Source organism: Vicinamibacterales bacterium, from assembly GCA_041659285.1.
Lineage (GTDB): Bacteria > Acidobacteriota > Vicinamibacteria > Vicinamibacterales > UBA2999 > 12-FULL-67-14b.
This window is the reverse complement of sequence record JBAZYO010000004.1, coordinates 316,660-332,153: the sequence shown is the minus strand read 5'-3', so window position 1 is coordinate 332,153 and position 15,494 is coordinate 316,660. Positions and strand designations below refer to the sequence as shown.

General features: G+C 67.2%; 13 protein-coding genes. 7 read left to right on the top strand and 6 right to left on the bottom strand.

Annotation, left to right across the window (positions count from 1 at the left end):
• Positions 1-42 precede the first annotated feature (42 nt).
• Entirely contained in the window at positions 43-1,512 is a 1,470-nt protein-coding gene (locus WC815_08515) for an aldehyde dehydrogenase family protein (protein MFA5908804.1), read from the top strand.
• Here the strand turns inward: WC815_08515 and WC815_08510 are convergent.
• Together WC815_08510 and WC815_08505 are read right to left on the bottom strand one after the other, a co-directional pair.
• Positions 1,509-1,952 (bottom strand): EVE domain-containing protein, encoded by a 444-nt coding sequence (locus tag WC815_08510; protein MFA5908803.1) that lies wholly within the window; start codon positions 1,950-1,952, stop codon positions 1,509-1,511. The genes WC815_08515 and WC815_08510 overlap by 4 nt on opposite strands.
• 24 nt (positions 1,953-1,976) lie before the next feature.
• Positions 1,977-2,201 carry a hypothetical protein gene (locus WC815_08505; protein MFA5908802.1) on the bottom strand — a complete coding sequence of 75 codons (225 nt, stop codon included), beginning with the start codon at positions 2,199-2,201 and terminating at the stop codon, positions 1,977-1,979.
• Positions 2,202-2,261: 60 nt separating this feature from the next.
• Between WC815_08505 and WC815_08500 the strand changes: the two genes are divergently transcribed.
• Entirely contained in the window at positions 2,262-4,760 is a 2,499-nt protein-coding gene (locus WC815_08500) for an ABC transporter permease (protein MFA5908801.1), read from the top strand.
• Complete coding sequence (locus WC815_08495) at positions 4,741-5,925, top strand: acyltransferase (protein ID MFA5908800.1); 1,185 nt, start codon at positions 4,741-4,743, stop codon at positions 5,923-5,925. The genes WC815_08500 and WC815_08495 overlap by 20 nt, the downstream gene beginning before the upstream one ends.
• On the opposite strand, the gene WC815_08490 is transcribed toward WC815_08495, so the two are convergent.
• Entirely contained in the window at positions 5,903-6,778 is an 876-nt protein-coding gene (locus WC815_08490) for a hypothetical protein (protein ID MFA5908799.1), read from the bottom strand. The two genes, WC815_08495 and WC815_08490, sit on opposite strands and share 23 nt — an antisense overlap.
• A gap of 26 nt (positions 6,779-6,804) precedes the next feature.
• On the opposite strand from WC815_08490, the gene WC815_08485 reads away from it, so the two are divergent.
• Positions 6,805-7,242, top strand: coding sequence for a 6-carboxytetrahydropterin synthase (locus tag WC815_08485; protein MFA5908798.1), 438 nt, complete (start codon positions 6,805-6,807; stop codon positions 7,240-7,242).
• 62 nt (positions 7,243-7,304) lie between these two features.
• Entirely contained in the window at positions 7,305-8,297 is a 993-nt protein-coding gene (locus WC815_08480; protein MFA5908797.1) for a hypothetical protein, read from the top strand.
• Between the two features lie 193 nt (positions 8,298-8,490).
• Here WC815_08480 and WC815_08475 read toward each other — a convergent pair whose 3' ends face one another.
• Positions 8,491-10,674 (bottom strand): TonB-dependent receptor, encoded by a 2,184-nt coding sequence (locus WC815_08475; GenBank protein MFA5908796.1) that lies wholly within the window; start codon positions 10,672-10,674, stop codon positions 8,491-8,493.
• A gap of 72 nt (positions 10,675-10,746) precedes the next feature.
• Here WC815_08475 and WC815_08470 point away from each other — a divergent pair, with 72 nt between their 5' ends.
• Positions 10,747-11,466: an HAD family hydrolase gene (locus WC815_08470; protein MFA5908795.1), complete on the top strand. Its 720-nt coding sequence runs from the start codon at positions 10,747-10,749 to the stop codon at positions 11,464-11,466.
• Here WC815_08470 and WC815_08465 read toward each other — a convergent pair.
• A complete protein-coding gene (locus WC815_08465) occupies positions 11,367-13,208 on the bottom strand; it encodes a histidine kinase N-terminal 7TM domain-containing protein (protein ID MFA5908794.1) in 1,842 nt (613 codons plus the stop codon). The two genes, WC815_08470 and WC815_08465, sit on opposite strands and share 100 nt — an antisense overlap.
• A gap of 307 nt (positions 13,209-13,515) precedes the next feature.
• Between WC815_08465 and WC815_08460 the strand changes: the two genes are divergently transcribed.
• Complete coding sequence (locus WC815_08460; GenBank protein MFA5908793.1) at positions 13,516-13,887, top strand: RNA-binding protein; 372 nt, start codon at positions 13,516-13,518, stop codon at positions 13,885-13,887.
• A 390-nt stretch (positions 13,888-14,277) separates the two neighbouring features.
• Here WC815_08460 and WC815_08455 read toward each other — a convergent pair whose 3' ends face one another.
• Entirely contained in the window at positions 14,278-15,486 is a 1,209-nt protein-coding gene (locus WC815_08455) for a M28 family peptidase (protein MFA5908792.1), read from the bottom strand.
• Positions 15,487-15,494: the final 8 nt, after the last annotated feature.

The following is a 15,494-nucleotide window of genomic DNA, read 5'->3' as shown; positions in this document are numbered from 1 at the left end:
GCTCGCGCGCTTCGCGCGCTCGTGGGGGATAATAGGCGCCTTATGAACACCGGCTCTTACGTCAACGGCAAGTGGTATCGCCCGGCGTCCAGCGGCGTCACCAGGAACATCAACCCCGCCGATGTCAGCGACGTGATTGCCGAGTATCCACTCGCGACCGCCGCCGATGTCCGCCTGGCGATCGACGCGGCGGTGGCGGCGTGGCCGGCGTGGAAGAAGACGCCTGGACCCGAGCGCGGGCGCGTGCTGTGGCGCGCCGCCGACATTTCCCGCCGCCGGCTCGACGAGATCGCCCGCACGCTGACCCGCGAGGAAGGCAAGATCCTGAAGGAAGCCCGCGGCGAAACGCTCAAGGGCATCTCGCTGCTCGAGTACTACGCCGGCGAAGGGTTCCGCATGCACGGCAAGACCCTGCCGTCGGAGTCGCGCGACACCTTCACCTACACCGTGCGGCAACCCCTCGGCGTGGTCGGGTTGATCGCGCCCTGGAATTTCCCGTGGGCGATACCCGTGTGGAAGAGCGCCCCGGCCATCGTCGCCGGCAATTGCGTGGTGTTCAAGCCGGCGGAGCTGACGCCGGCCACGTCGGCGCTGCTGGCGGAGATCTACGAAGAAGCCGGGTTGCCGCCCGGCGTGTTCAACATGCTGGTTGGCACGGGAGCCGAAGTTGGGGAGGCGATGGTGAACGCCCCCGAGTTGCGCGCGATCTCGTTTACCGGCTCGAACCGCGTCGGCGGCGCCGTCTACGTCAAGGCGGCCCAGCGGGGCGCGAAGGTGACCTGCGAAATGGGCGGCAAGAACGCCGTGATCGTGATGCCCGACGCCGACCTCGACAAGGCCGCCGCCGCCATTCACAGCGGCGCGTTCGGCTCCACCGGGCAGCGCTGCACGGCGACCTCCAGGGTGATCGCGCATCCCGACATCAAGAGCGCGCTGGTCGATCGGCTGGTGGCGGCCGCGAGGAAAATGAAGCTCGGTCCGGGCCTGGACGACTCGTCTGACATGGGGCCTTCCGTCGGCGACAGCCAGTGGCAGACGGTGATGGACTACATCAAGGTCGGCCAGGGCGAAGGCGCGCGGCTGCTGACCGGCGGCGCCCGGCCGGGGGCGCTCAGCCAGGGGTATTTCATCGAGCCGACCATCTTCGACGGCGTGTCGCCGTCGATGCGGATCTTCAAGGAAGAGATCTTCGGGCCGGTGCTGTCGGTGGCCACGGCGTCATCGCTTGAAGAGGCGCTCCGCTTCGCCAACGCCGTCGAGTACGGCCTGACCACGTCGATCTTCACCGAGAACATCTCGTCGGTGATGCGGTTCGTGGACGAGGTCGAGACCGGCATGGTGCACGTCAACGAGCCGACCGTCGGCGGAGAGGCGCAGCTGCCGTTCGGCGGGACCAAGTCCACCGGCGTCGGCGAGCGCGAAATGGCGGAAGAGGGGCTGAACTTCTTCACCGAGATCAAGACCGTGTTCATCAACTACTCGGGCAAGGCCGAGCGCTCGATGACGCGCTAGCGCCTCCCGAGACGACAGACGATGTCGTATTCGCGTTTGGTGACCGGCTGCACCGACAGCCGGCTGCCTTTCTGGTTCACCATCATCTTCTGCAGCCCCTTGACCTGCTTCAGTGTGGTCAACGGCAGCACGTCCTTGAAGCGCTCGGCGAAGGCGATCTCCACGCTGAACCAGAGCGGCTTCTCGGCCGTGTGTTTGGCGTCGTAGTAGGCGTGGCCCTTTCTCGATGCGTAAGGGTCCGGATAGCCGGCCCGTGCGATCGTGGCGAGGCCGGTCACGCCTGACGGGTCGGCGTTCGAGGCGTAGAACAACACGCCGTCGCCCACCTGCATGTCGTCGCGCATGAAGTTGCGTGCCTGGTAGTTGCGGACGCCTTCCCACCCGGTCTTGCCGTCGCGCGCGAGGGCGTCGATCGTGTAGGCGCTCGGCTCGCATTTCATCAGCCAGTATCTGGGCATCAGTCCTTAGTCCTTGTCGTCCTCGCCGCGTTCGAAGTCGTGCGCCGCGGCCTTGTCGGCCACGACAATCTCGATCGCCTTCCGCTTGTCTTCGTGGATGATGTCGTAGACCGTGCCGGCGGCGGCCGGGCCGATGTGGCTGCGCCTGGTCTTCAGGCGGTAAAGCACGAGTCCAGCCAGCCCGATCATCACGAGCCAGATCGACGCGCCGATGAACTGGGATAGCTCCATGCCGACCCTCATATAATCTCTCCAAACCTTCAGGCGGGAAAATCCGTCCAATCCGCTGACATGCCGAATTTCCGCCTGGCCCTGCGCACCCTGTTCAAGACGCCCTTCGTGACCGCGGTCGCCATCCTGTCGCTTTCCTTGGGGATTGGCGCGAATTCCGCCATCTTCTCGCTGTTCGACCAGATGTTGCTGCGGCCGCTGCCGGTGGCCAATCCGGCCGAACTGGTGAATTTCGGGGCTCCCGGGCCCAAGCAGGGGTCGACGTCGTGCAGCCAGGCGGGCTCGTGCGACGAGATCTTCAGCTACCCGATGTACCGCGACCTCGAACGGGTGCAGACCAGCTTCACCGGGATTGCCGCGCATCGCGGCTTCGGCGCCAACATCGGCTACAAGGGCACGACCCTCAGCGGGGAGGGCATGCTGGCCTCGGGCAGCTACTTCCCGGTGCTCGCCGTCAACCCGGCGCTCGGCCGGCTCTTCACCCCCGACGACGATCGGGCCGTCGGCGGCCACTTCGTCGTCGTGCTCAGCCACGACTACTGGCGCACGCGGTTCGAGATGAGTCCGTCGATTCTCAACGAGACCCTGATCGTCAACGGCCAGGCTGTCACGGTGATCGGTGTCGCGCCGCCCGGCTTCAAGGGCACGACCCTCGGCATCAGCGCAGACGTGTTCGTACCGCTGAGCATGCGCGGCGTGATGCAGCCGGGCTTCACCGGGTTCGACAACCGCCGCAGTTACTGGATCTACGCGTTCGCGCGGCTCAAGCCCGGTGTCACGCTTGATCAGGCGCGGGTCGCGCTGAATGGCCCCTATCGCGCCATCATCAACGACGTCGAGGCGCCGCTCCAGAAGGGCATGAGCGACCAGACGATGGAGCGGTTCAAGTCGAAGGAGATCACCATGACGCCCGGCCACCGCGGCCAGAGTGGCGTGCATACCGAGGCGCGCACGCCCCTGACCATCCTGCTGGCGGTGACCGGCACGGTGCTGTTGATCGCCTGCGCCAACATCGCCAACCTGTTGCTGGCGCGCGGTGCCGGCCGGGCCGCCGAGATGGCGGTGCGGCTGTCGATCGGCGCGAGCCGCCGCCAGTTGATCACGCAACTGCTGACGGAGTCGGTGTTGCTGGCGGCGCTCGGTGCCATCGGCGGCCTGCTCGTGGCCAAGTGGACGCTCGACCTGATTGGCACCATCCTGCCGCCCGAGGCGGCGGCGCTGGTGGCCTTCAAGCTGGATCCCGGCATGCTGGCGTTCGCGGCGGTGGCCGCGCTTGGCACCGGCCTGATCTTCGGCTTGTTCCCGGCCTTGCACAGCACGCGTCCCGACCTGGCCGCGACGCTCAAGAACCAGGCGGGTCAACCGGGCGGCGCCAAGGCGGCGGCGCGTTTCCGCATGACGCTTGCCACCGTGCAGATCGCCATGTCGATGGCGCTGCTGGTGCCCGCGGGCCTGTTTGCCAAGAGCCTGTTCAACGTCAGCCGCGTTGACCTGGGCCTCAATCCCGACCACCTCGTGCTCTTCAGCATCGCGCCGGAGCTGAACTCGTACTCGACCGAGCGCACGCGCGAGCTGTTCACCCGCATCGAGGATCGGCTCGCGGCGATTCCCGGCGTCGCCGGTGCGGTCGGGTCGATCGTTCCGGTGCTGGCGGGCGACAACTGGAACAACAGCATGGCAGTGGAGGGGTTCACGGGCGGTCCCGACACCGACACCTCGGCCTCGTTCAACGCCGTGGGGCCGGGCTTCTTCCAGACCATGGGCATGCCCTTGATCGCGGGACGCGACTTCACGCTGGCCGACGCGGCCGGCGCCCCGAAGGTCGCGATCGTGAACCAGGCGTTCCTCAGGAAGTTCAACCTGCCTGACAACGCCGTCGGCAAGCGCATCGCCATCGGCGGCCAGGCCACCGCGCTCGATACCGAGATCGTCGGCATCGTCCGCGACGCCAAGTACAGCGACGTCAAGCGCGTCGTGCCGGCGCAGCACTTCCGTCCGTATCGCCAGGAGGAGCGCCTGGGCTTCGCCTACTTCTACGTGCGCACGGCCCTGCCGCCCGAGCAGTTGCTGTCGTCGATACCGGCGCTGATGAAGCAGCTCGATCCCAACCTGCCGATCGAGAACCTCAAGACCATGGCCATGCAGGTGCAGGAGAACGTGTTCCTCGATCGCCTGATCACGACCCTGTCGTTCGGGTTTGCCCTGCTGGCGACCGTGCTGGCGGCAGTGGGACTTTACGGCGTGCTCGCCTATACCGTGTCACAGCGCACGCGCGAGTTCGGCTTGCGCATGGCCCTGGGCGCCGACGGCGGCCGCGTCCGCGCCATGGTGATGAGGCAGGTGGCGATGATGGCGCTGGTTGGCGGCGTCGTCGGCCTGGTCATCGCCCTCGGCGTCGGCCGGCTGGCCGAGTCGCTGCTGTTCGAGATGAAGGGATATGATCCCCTGGTGCTCGGCGCCTCGACCATCGCCCTCGCCATCGTGGCGCTCGGCGCGGGCTTCATTCCCGCACTGCGCGCGTCGAAGATCGATCCGATGAATGCTCTCCGTTACGAGTAAGCCGCGGCCTGCCGCGTACATGCCGCAGCTGGATGGGCTGCGGGCGGTCGCCGTGGCGTTCGTGATGGCGTTCCACTTCGTTCCCTGGGTGGACCGCTACGCGCCGCTGGGCACCATTGGCGTCCGCCTGTTCTTCGTGCTCAGCGGGTTCCTGATCACCGGCATTCTGCTCTCATGGCGCGGGCGGCCGCTCGGGCTCGCGCTGCAGACGTTCTACGCGCGCCGCGCCCTGCGCATCTTCCCGCTGTTCTATTTCGTCCTGGCCGCGGCCGCCGCGCTCAACATCGGCCCGGTGCGCGACACCTTCGCGTGGCACGCCACCTACCTGTCAAACCTGTACTTTTACCTGCGCGGCGACTGGCACGGCTCGGTCTCGCACCTGTGGTCGCTCGCGGTCGAAGAGCAGTTCTACATGGTGTGGCCGCTCCTGATCCTCTGCGCGCCCGAACGCTGGCTGCGGCCGATGGTCACGGCGATGATCGTGATGGCGCCGGTGTCGCGGCTGCTGTTTCCGAACCCGATGGACTCGGTGTTGCCGACCAGTTGCCTGGATTCGCTGGGGATTGGGGCGTTGCTGGCGTTGAATGCTCCGGCCCTGAATCCCGCGGCACCCCATAAAAGGGTGCCCTACGAGAGCGGTAAGAAATGGGTGCCCAACGGCATGAGCCTCTGGGCCGCCACTCTGCTGGTCTCCGCGACCCTGGGGCTTCGCTACGCCGGGCTCGGCGGGCACTACCAGGTGGTTGGATTGGACTTCGGTGTCTCGCTGCTCTCGGCGTGGCTGGTGGGGGGCGCGGCCGTTGGCTTCCGTGGTCTTGCCGGACGGTTGCTGTCGAGCCGTCCGATGATCGCCGTCGGGCGAATCAGCTACGGCCTGTACGTGTACCACGGCTTCACGCCGTACCTGCTCGGCCGCTACGTCCCGGGATTCACGGCGATGGACTGGCCGCTTCGATTCGCGCTGTTGACGTCGGCCACCGGCCTGATCGCGGTGATCTCGTGGCGATTCTTCGAGCGCCCCCTGCTGCAGCTGAAATCGCGAGTCGGACAAATCACCAGATCAACAGATCAGATCACCAGCTCACGCGATCGACCGATCGACCGATCGATCACCACATCACCAAATCACGAGATCACCAAATTCATCCCTTCGGTTTCTCCGTAGTCGTGACCGTGAACTGGCGGAAGCGGCCGTAGGTCGCGCGCCCGTCGATGCGGGCCAGGGTTCGTTTCAGCTCGTAGGTTTCGCGCATCTCGGAGGGCACCAGCAGTTCGAGTCCCGCTTCGGCCCGGTACGACACGTCGATCAGCGCGCGCACCTCGGTGTCTTCGCTGATCAGCTCGGTCCGCAGGAAGCGGCCCGTCCGGCCGTCGATCCAGACGCGGCCGTGCGACGGGATGTCCTTGTCGTCGGCGCCTCGCACCACCGTGCCGCCTTGCGTTTCGCGGTACTCGATCAGCCACACGTCGGTCTCCGCCGCGAGCGCGGCAAACCGCTTGACGTTGCCGGCTTTGGCCCTGGCGTAGGTGAACCGCGGCTGATTGCCGCGGTCGAACAGCAACAACGCCAGCATCGGCATGTTGATGGTCCGCCTGATCGGGCCGATGTTGTAGCGTGAGCTTTCGGTCTGGATGGCTTCGGCTTGCGCGTTGCGGTCGGCTGAGGCGCCGACAAACAGCTTGTAGAGCCGCTCGTCGCGATCGCGAATCGGCTTGCGGTCCACCTCGAACACATCCCGGAACTGGAGCCAGCCGCCGTCGCTGCCGGGCTTGACCAGCAGCAGGTCCGACCGCAGATCCCGGAACTCCCGCAATTGCGTCCCGCCGCGGCGCTGGGTGCCGAGCACGTTCTGCCGGTAGTGCTCTTCCGCGACAATGCCGGCCAGACCGGCCTGGTAGCTGGTGACGTAGGCGGCGGCGCGCGCCAGCACCACCTCGAGTGATGGTTCCGCGTCCTGGCCGGCCGCCAGCGACGCCACCGCGATGGCGACCAGAACCCCGGCGCAGACCCGGCGCATGGCGGAAGTCTATAATCGAATCAGCCATGGAAAAAATCATCGTCACCACCAAGTTCCACACCGGCCACCGCCAGCTTGGCTACCCGGGCAAGTGCAAGTGGGTGCACGGGCATACCTGGCAGGGGAAGGTGATGGTCTCGGCCGAGGAGTTCCCGCGCGACGACCTCGACATGTCGATCGACTTCGGCGACCTCAAGAACGTGATGCGCTTCATGGACCACAAGATGCTGGTCACCGAACAGGACGCGACCTTCCTGGACTCCGAGCTGTTCGAGCCCGAGGGCGTCGTGATGCTGAAGGGTAAGGGCCCGAGCGTGGAGAACGTCGCCCACTACGTGTTCGACGGCGTCACCGACCTGATCCGGAAGCAGTACCCAGGCCGGGGCGTGCGCTACACGATTGAAGTGACCATCCAGGAGACCGAGAACAACATCTTCATGGTCGAAAAGACCGTCACGATCTGAGCACGCCCGCGCACTAAACCTCCGCCGCTCCGCCCGGTCTAACCCAGGCAGGAGGGCAGAGCATGGTGACGCGCCGACAATTCTTCCAGACCGCCGCGATCGCCGCGGCCGGAGCCTGCCTTCCTGGTGCCGCCACCCTCCGGGCGCAATCCTCACAGGTCTACAACTTCTTCGCGCTCAACACGCAGGACTTCGCCTATCCCCAGCAGTCGGCCGAGCTGGTCTGGCGGGTCATCGACCTGCACGAGTCGCTGGGCGTGCCGATCGACATCTCGCTGACCACTACGATGGTCGACCTCTACGAGGCGCAGTACATGGACCTGCTGCGGCGGCTGTTCACGTCGCACGTGGTGTGCCTCGGCTATCACGGCCGCCCGCCGCTGCCGTACCACACCAGCTTCGACTGGCTCGGCATGAGCAGCATGTCCAGCGACCAGCAGCGCTCGACGATCTACACCTACGAAACGCATGGCCTCGACCTGACCACCGGCCAGCCCACCACGGCCGCGGGCGGATACGCGAAGCTCGCGAGCCTGGCCGGCTACGCGCCGCCCTCGGTCGGCATCCTGGTGGACGGCGCCACGCTGCAGGCATCCGCGGACGCCGTGCTGTTGCAGCTGGGCGCGCAGTTTGGCGTGGTGCACGGGCGCGCCGCCAACCTGGGCGACACCCGCAACGGCCTCTACGTGCGCCCCGAACACTACGACCTCAAGCTGTTCGAGCACGTGGGCCGCGGCGCCACCGAGGTCCTCGACGAAGCCATCGCGGCGGCACCCACCGCGGCCGGCGGCCGGGCGCCGTTCGTGGTCGGCGTCAAGATGCACGACAACGACTTCTTCGCCGAAGACTCGGCGTGGACGACGGTCTACCTGGCGAAGGGGGCGCGGCAAGGCCCGCCGTGGAACACGGCGCTGAAATCGCCGCTGCTGTCGTCCGACGCGCAGCAGCAGGTCTGGAGCCTGTACGAATCAACGGTCCGCTACGCGGCGTCGATCCGGAGCCGGGTGCCGATCGCGAACAGCCGCGACTGGCAACGGACTTTGGGAATCTCGTGATCTGGTGACCTCGTGATCTGGTGATCTGGTCTGGTGATTTGGTGATTTGGTGATCTGGTCTGGTGATTTGTGAGTGAGCTCGACGCCGCTGATCACGCACCCGTGATTATCGAAGGGCTCCGGCTAAAGCCGGAGGCTACATCAGAATACCAGCCACATTGATGTAGTGTCCGGCTTTAGCCGGACCTTGAGCTCAGAACTTCACCGTGGCGACCAGCGACGCCGAGCGGCCGGGCGCGAACACCGTGCGCACGTCCTGGCTCGCGTAATACTCCTGGTTGAGGAGGTTGCGCGCCTGGATGCGCAACTCGAGCGGCTTCGCCACTTTCACGCCGCCGGCGGCGTCGATCAGCGTGTAGCCGGGCACCGCCCTCTCCGTCGGTCCAAAGTGATCATCGTCCGAGAAGTAAGCCGCCCGCACCTGGCCAAACCCCCGCTCGCCGAACTGCTTGCGCAGCACAGCCGACAGGTTCACCGGCGAGATGTCATCGAGGTAGGCGTGGTCGTCGAGCGCGCGGCCTTCGGCCACCTGTGTCGCCAGCTCCAGTGTCACGCCGGCGCCGAGGTCGGCCTGGCCTTCGATCTCGAAGCCGCGAATGCGCGCCGTGCCGCGGTTGCGGAAGAAGAAGAAATCGGTGGCCGTCGAGTAGCGCTCAATCAGGTCGTGGATGCGGTACTCGTAGTAGAAGGCGGCCACTCGGAAGCGCGGCGCCAGGTAGCGCAGCGCGACGTCGCCCTGGATGCTCGTCTCCGGGTCGAGGTCGGGATTGCCGGTGATGAAGCCGCGTCCCGTCGGTCCGCGATAGTAGCGATCCGACAGCACCGGATCGCGGAAGCCCCGCGCGATCTGGCCGGTCAGGCTGAAGCCCTTGAAGCTGCCGAGGGTGGCCGAGGCGAAACCCGAGAAGGCGCCGTTCCCGGTGGACCGATCGCCGAAGTAGCCGCCTTCATTCCGGGTGGTGACGTAGTCGGCGCGAGCGCCGGCGCCCAGCACCAGCCTGGCCGCCACGGCCGAGTCGATCGACACATACGCGCCGGTGTCGGTGCGGCCGGCGGAATCCACCGAGACGTTGGGACGCGTGCTGACGACGGTTCCCGCCAGGTCATGGGTGATCAGGTCATCGACCGCGTGCAGGCCGACGCGGCCGTTCACATCAAGGCCCACCTCGAGGCGCGACTTGCCAATCAGGCGTTCGCCAAACCCGCGCACCTGGAAATCCTTGGCCGACACCTCGGCCCGCTCGATGACGCGACCGTTCGTGGCGGTCGCGAACCGGTCCTGGTCGGTGACCTGCGCGTAGCTGCCCATGAAGCCGGTGACGCCGAGCCGCTGGAAGCCGGCGGCCTCGCGCGCTTCGTAGCCGGTCGTGAAGCGATGCGAGTCTTCGGTCGGATAGAAGAAGCGCACGGTCCGGGAGTTGTTGCGCGGGCGCTCGATGTCGCGGCCGAAGTCGCTTTGCCAGCCGGCGCTGAAGACGCCGGCGCCGGCCTTGTGCTCGGCGCGGACCATGACGCCGTGGTCCGCGAATCCGGAGTTGAAGACCGTCGCCGCCGGACCGTGCCAATCGTCGGCCTGCCGCGAGTGCGCCGCAATCAGCAACCCGCCCTCGGCCAGGCCCTTGGAAATCTCGACCGAGCCGCGGCGCTCAGGCACGCCGGCGCCGAGGGTCCCCGAGAACTGCGCGGCCCACGGCGAGCCGGGCGCGACGCGTCGCGTGCGCACCGAGATCACGCCGCCGAACGCGTCGGACCCGTACGCCACCGACCCGGGTCCGCGCGCCACATCCACGCCTTCGATCAGCGAGGGATCCAGGAACGTCGCGCCGGCGCCGACGCGGCGCTCCGAGCTGACGCGGGCGCCGTCGATCAGGATCAGCGTGCGGCCGCGCGCCAGTCCGCGAATCGCCGGGACGGCGGCCTGGCCTTCAGAGACCTGGTTGACGCCGGCGACGTTCTCGATCGCCTGCATCAGGTTGGTGGGCTGGCGCGCCGTCACATCGCGCCCGCTGATGCTCGTGGTCGCCGCACCGGGGGTGGCCTCGATGCTCGGCGCCGATCCGGACACCGTCACCGACTCGCTCAGCAGCGGTTGGATCGTGACCGTGAGTTCCTGTCCGGCCTCGAGCCGCTCGATCATCACCGGCCGCGCGTAGTTGCCGGCCTTGTCGATGATCAGCACTTCAAACGGCGTCGGCGGATCGGGCTGCCACTCGAAGCGGCCGTCGGCGTCGGTGATGGCCTCGCCGGGACGGCCCAGGATCGACACCGTGGCGTTGGCCACCGGCTGGCCCTGTTGATCGACGACGCGGCCCTTGAGGGCGAACGCTGAGGTTGGAAAGGCCAGGATGGCGAGAAGAACAAGAGCGCGAGTGAACATCACCTGTGTCAGCGTTGGCGGCGGACCGCGTCCGGCATGCTGTCGCGATTATATCCGCTAAGATCGCAGCTGATGTCCATCGACACCGTGTTCCTTGACGCCGGCGGCGTCCTCTGTCATCCCTCGTGGCCGCGCGTGGCCGGCGCGCTGGTCCGTCACGGCGCCACCGTGACGGCGGCGGCGCTCGCCACGGCCGAGCAGCGCGCGACCCACGAACTGGATCAGGCCTCGGTGATTGGCGCCACCGACGACCGGTCGCGAGGGTGGCTCTATTTCAACCTCGTGCTGCGGCATGCCGGCGTCGAACAGAACGCCGGCACCGACGCCGCGCTCGCCGAGCTGCGCGAGTATCACAAGGTCGAGAATCTGTGGGAACACGTCGAGCCGGACGTGGTGCCGGCGCTGGCGGCGCTGCGGGCGCGCGGGCTGCGGCTGGTGGTGGTGTCGAACGCCAACGGCCGCCTCAAGCACCTGTTCGATCGCCTGGATCTCACGCGCTGGTTCGATCACGTGCTGGACTCACACGAGTGGGGCGTCGAGAAGCCGGACCCGCGGTTGTTCCAGATCGCCCTCGAGCAGGCGCGGGCGAGCGCCGAGCGCACCATTCACGTCGGCGACCTGTATCACGTGGACGTAGTGGGCGCCCGCCGCGCCGGCCTGCGCGAGGCGGTGTTGTTCGACGTGGCGGGACTTTACGGGATGGTTGACTGCCCGCGCGTCGATTCGTTCGCCACCCTGGTCGAATGGCTGGACGGGACGAGCGGGAACCAGACCCGGAAGCGCGTGCCCTGACCTTCGGCGGTGGTGACGCGGAGCGCGGCCTGGTGGCTGCGCACGATGCCGCGGACGGCCGCCATCCCCAGGCCGCGGCCCTGGTCCTTGGTGGAATAGAACGGATCGAACATGCGCGCCAGCGTGTGCTCGCTCATGCCGACGCCGTTGTCCACCACGTCGATGAACACGTAGCGTCCGGGCGTGACGTCGTTGCCGAACGTCATGTTCTTCAGCATGGCGCGGTCGAGCATCTCCTCGCCGGTTGCCACCGTGACCACGCCGTGCTCGTCCACGGCTTCGGTGGCATTGACAATGAGGTTGAGCACGACCTGCCGGATGTGCGTGGGGTCGGTCTCGACCAGCGGCAGCGGCCCCGGGCTCTGGTAGGTCAGCGTGCAGTCGCGGGCCACCGAGGCGACGAGCAGGTCCACCATTTCACGGACCAGCGCATCGAGGTCGACGCGTTCGGCCACGACCCGGCCGCCGCCGGCGTAGGCCAGCATCTTCGACACCAGGTCGGCGGCGCGCTGCGCGCCGATCAGGATGGCCTCGGCGGCGCGCTGCTGGCTCGAATCGTGCGGCGCCTGCATGGCCAGCAATTCGGCGTTGCCGAGGATGCCGGTGAGCAGGTTGTTGAAGTCGTGCGCGACGCCGCCGGCCAGCACCATCAGGCTCTCGGATTTCTGCTGTTCCTGCAGGCGGCGATCGAACGCGTAGCGCTCGGCCTCGGTGCGGCGGCGGCTCGAGATGTCGTGCACGACCACCAGCCAGCCGGTGAAGTGGCGCTTGGCGTCGCGCACCGGCGTCACCGTCACCTCGAAGTAGCGCGGGCCAGGCTCGACCTTGACGATGGCGGGCTGTCCGCCGGTGAGCGGGCCGTCGTCGGCCACCGCCGCGTTCCACCACGACACCACTTCGTCCACGGGACGGCCCAGGCTGGACAGCGTGCAACCGGTGTAGCGCTCGGCCGCGGCGTTGATGTCCACGATGCGGCGCTGCGCGTCGAGCACCAGCACGCCGTCGTCCATGCTGTCGACCACCATGTCGCGCGCCACCGGCACGAGCCCGAACAGGCGGTAGCGGTAGAGGCCCCAGCTGAAGCAGGCGCCCGACACCGTGAAGGCGATGGGCGTGAGGTCGGGCCCGGCGGCCGGGAGGACGCGCGCGAGGTAGAGGAGGTTGCTGAGCCACGGCACCAGCGCGCCGGTGATCATCAGCACCGTCTGCCGCCGGTACGGCGGCGGGAACCGCCGCAGGCCGCGCGCCAGGATCAGCGTGCCGAAAGCCATGAGCAGGTAGCTATAGGCGACGTGCGCCCAGTACCACGGCCCGCCGGTGTAGACGAGGCGGGTGCCGAGCGGCGTGGCCACCTCCGTGATGGCGGCCCAGTACACGTGGTGATATTCGTTGGTGGCAGCGAGCACCAAAGTGATCGCGGGGACGATCCAGATCGCCGCGCGCAACACCCGGTTGTCCGGCCACGACGCCCGGCTATAGTGGCTGGTGAAGAGCAGCCACAGTGCGCCGATCGGGGCAACGCCGAGGTATTGGACCTTGGCAATCAGGATGCGCACCCCGGTGTCGTCCACGAGCGTGTGCATCGCGCTCGTGAAGCTCCATAGCGCGATCGCAATCATCAACCAGCTGAACGCCGCGCTGCCGTGGACGCCGCGCCGGGTGCGCGTCATGACGACGGCCGAAATCGACAGCCCGGTGGAGGCGAAGAGCGCCGCGGCCTGGAGTGTGGTTTGCCAAAACACTGCGGCGTTCATTATCCGCGAAGGCATTCGTTCCAGCCCAACCGTTAGTGCAGACCGAGGGTCCGGCCGGTCCGGCCGCCGGCCGATTTCTGGTAGACTCAAGGGTGCTGTAGGGGAGGGCCGCCCAGGGCGGCCTTCCGTGTTTCAGGGCCGATTGGGTTCTGTCTTCACTTGTCTCGGTTTGACGACAGCCTTCAGTAACGTGCCGCCCCGACGGGTCAGTTTTGGACCGCGGGTCACTGCCAGCGGCCGGCAGTCCGAAAGGGCTGTGGCAAGCGTTCTCGCGTAGCGAGACGAGGAGAAGACGATGGGTCGGAAGTTGTACGTGGGGAATCTTCCCTACACCGCGGCGGAGCAGGATCTTCAGGAGTTGTTCGAAAAAGTCGGCCCCGTGGAATCGGTCACGGTGATGCGCGACATGGCCACCGGACGTGCCCGTGGTTTCGGCTTCGTGGAAATGGCCACGGACGAGGGCGCGCAGAAGGCCATCACCGAGCTGCATGAATCGCAGCTGGGCGGACGGACACTCACTGTGAACGAAGCGCGTCCCAAGGAAGCCCGCGGCGGTGGTGGCTTCGGTGGCGCTGGCGGCGGCGGCAACCGTGGCGGCGGTGGTGGCTTCGGTGGCAACCGCGGCGGCGGCGGCGGTGGCGGCGGACGGCGAGAGCCCCGCTGGTAAGCTGGCAGGTCTGACGCTAAATGGCTACACGAGGACCCCTCGGCCGAGGCAAACGCGAACGCGAACGTGCGCGCGTCGAGAAGCAGAAGCAGAAAGTGGTTCGCCGCGAGGAAACCAAGCAGCGGCGCAGTCAGGTTGGCCCGAACGACCCCAGTGGAGTGGATCCGGACATCGCGGGCATCGTCCCCGGTCCGCAGCCCAATCCATGGCTCGATGACTTGGTTGACGAGCCAACCGAGGACTCAGACACTTCCGACAACGACGAAGGCCGGGGCTAACCCCCGGCCTTTCGTTTTTTGGTCCGCCTAAAGGCGGACGCTACATCAATGTCGCAATGTGGCGTCCGGCTTTAGCCGGACAATCCGCCTAAAGGCGGATGCTACATCCGGATTATTTCAATCGCGCATTCGTCAACTGCGCGACACCCGACAGCGTGGTCTGCGCCGCGTTCAATCCCAGACGAAAATCCTTGTCCGAATAGGTCGCGAAGACGTCGGTCGGCTGGTGCCAGTGCGGGTTCCAGCCGTTGCCGGTGTGGATGCCGCGCTCGTTCTCGCGCAGGCTGATCGACGGCACCAGGTCCATGAACGCCGTGGAGTCGGTGTTGGTCATGCGCGAGCCGACGTTGGACGGGTAGTCGGTGGCGTACTTCTCGTTCGCCGCATGCAGCGCCCACGCCAGCTCCTTCGCGCCGGCGACGAACTTCGAGCTGACCTGGAACTCGATGTTGACGTCGGCCTCCGGCCGCTGCTCGGGGCTGAGCGTGCCGTCGGCGCGCGGCATGCCGTGGTCGAACATCATCATGTCGTGCTGGATCATCCCGATCCACTTCGGCTCGGGATAGCGGCCCGACCCCGGCGGATCCTCCTTGCCCTGCAGCGCGGCGCGCTGCTCGGCGTAGGCGCGGGCGCCATTGAGCCCGGTCTCTTCGTTGTTCCACAACGCGAAGCGGATCGATCGATCGGTGACGACGTCGGGTGAGCTGAAGACGCGCGCCAGCTCCATCACCAGTGCGGTGCCCGAGCCGTTGTCGTTGGCCGCCTCGCCCCAGCCGTGGCCGTCCATGTGCGCGCCGATGATGTACATCTCGTCCGGCCGCGTGGCGCCGATCTTGGTGCAGTAGACCTGTTCGCGCGGGCCGTCGGTGGCGGGCTCGGTGTTGAGCGCGCGGAGCTTTTCGTCGGGCTGCTTCATGGGATCGTTGTTGACGCCGGTGCGCGCGCGCCCGCCGCGCGGCCGTCCGCCGCCCTGCGCGGTGGGGATCGCGTTGGGGTCCGGCGCCGGGCGTTGCTGTGCCCCGGCGTTCGGGTTCCGCGGCGGCGTCGTGAAGGTGTACTTGATCCGCTCGGTGTTGGTGCAGCCGTAGCTCTTGAGCTGCGCCTCGATCCAGTCCACCGCCTTGCGGTTGCGCTCGGTGCCCTGGCGCCGATCGCCAAACTGCGTGAGGCCCTTGACGGTGGCCTTGTACTTCTCGAGATCAAGCCGGCCGACCAGCGTCCGGATCGGATCCGGCGCGGCGGCCGGTGCGGCAGGCTGCTGCCCCTGGAGCGAAGCGGTCAGCAAGCCAACGGTGAACAGGCCGAACAGGATTCGTTGCATCCACCTAA